Origin of the sequence: Micromonospora sicca (assembly GCF_003172935.1) — a bacterium.
GTDB classification, from domain to species: Bacteria; Actinomycetota; Actinomycetes; order Mycobacteriales; family Micromonosporaceae; genus Micromonospora; species Micromonospora sicca.
The window spans coordinates 1-1,262 of sequence record NZ_QGKS01000037.1; the positions used below are offsets into that span (position 1 = coordinate 1).

A 1,262-nucleotide genomic window follows, 5' to 3' on the forward strand; every position below is an offset into this window, starting at 1 on the left:
CAGGACCGCGATCTGCTTGAACTCCAAGCCTTCGGCCAGGCCACGGGATATCTCTTCCCGATCACCCAAGGTCAACATCGCACGCACAGCGGAACATCCTGTCCCACCCAACCGCCAAGATCAAATGCTACGACCGGCTGAACCTGCCCACAATTCTGGTCTTGTCGGGATGCAGTTCCAGCCCTACCTCTGCCATCCTCTTCCCGAGGGCCGCCAGCACTTGCCGGGCTTGGACCTCGCTGACGCAGTGCACCACCGCGTCATCCACATAGCGTTCGAAGCCGACGCCCGGGAACTCCCGGGCCATCCATGCATCGAACGCGTAGTGCAGAAATAGATTGGCGAGTACGGGCGAGACCGCGGAACCTTGCGGGGTCCCCCGCTCCCGGATCTGCAACGACCCGTCGGGCAGCTGCAACGGCGCTTCGAGCCACCGTTTCACATACAGCACCACCCACGGCAACTCGGTGTTCGCCTCGACTGCTTTGACCACGAGGTCCCACGGCACGCTGTCGAAGAACTTGGCGATGTCCAAGTCGATCACCCAGTTCGTCTGCCAGCACCGCCGGCGACACGCCGCTACCGCGTCGAGGGCAGAACGCATCGGACGATACCCATACGAGTCCGGATGGAAGATCGACTCGACCTTGCCCTCCAACACCCTGGCCACCACCGTCTGCGCGACCCGATCGGCCACCGTGGGCACCCCCAAAATTCTGGTGCCCTTCCCGTAGCCTTCGCGATCTCCACCGCACGCACCGGCGGCGGGAAATACGATCCCGACGACATCCGATTCCAGACCCTATACAGATTTCCCTTGAGGTCAGCCTCGAACGCGGCGATCGATCTCCCATCCACACCCGGTGCACCCTTGTTCGCCTTGACTTTCTCCCACGCCTCCCAGACAGCCCGCTTCGAAATATCGAACGGCTTGCCTGGTGCTTTCAACTCGTCCACGCGACTCCTCCCGGACTCACGTCCGGTTGATCGAACGAACACAGTCACGAACAACCCGGCCCCTTCGCTCCAGTCCGATTACAGGACCTTCACCGCTACTACGAACCGGTCCGCCAGCGCGCCCCGCGACGGTACTCACTCCCTCACGGTCCTCCCGCTTCGAGATACTCCCTATCGCCCGTACGTATTCAGCTTGAGTGAGCTGGGGGCATCCACGGTCCGGTGGTGAACAGCTGTTTGAGCACGTCGAGTGCGTCCAGGCCGTGCTTGGCGGCGGTGGACAGGTAGGAGCGGACCGCGGCGAA

The 1,262-nt window shown here is 62.6% G+C and carries 2 protein-coding genes; both read right to left on the minus strand.

Features of this window, described 5'->3' with window-relative positions; all coding sequences use genetic code 11:
* On the minus strand, nucleotides 1-78 hold a 78-nt coding region (locus DKT69_RS41325; RefSeq protein ID WP_438361781.1), incomplete at its 3' end, for a helix-turn-helix domain-containing protein.
* 49 nt (nucleotides 79-127) lie between these two features.
* Nucleotides 128-799 carry a reverse transcriptase domain-containing protein gene (locus DKT69_RS00215; RefSeq protein WP_255544865.1) on the minus strand — a complete coding sequence of 224 codons (672 nt, stop codon included), beginning with the start codon at nucleotides 797-799 and terminating at the stop codon, nucleotides 128-130.
* Nucleotides 800-1,262 lie beyond the last annotated feature (463 nt).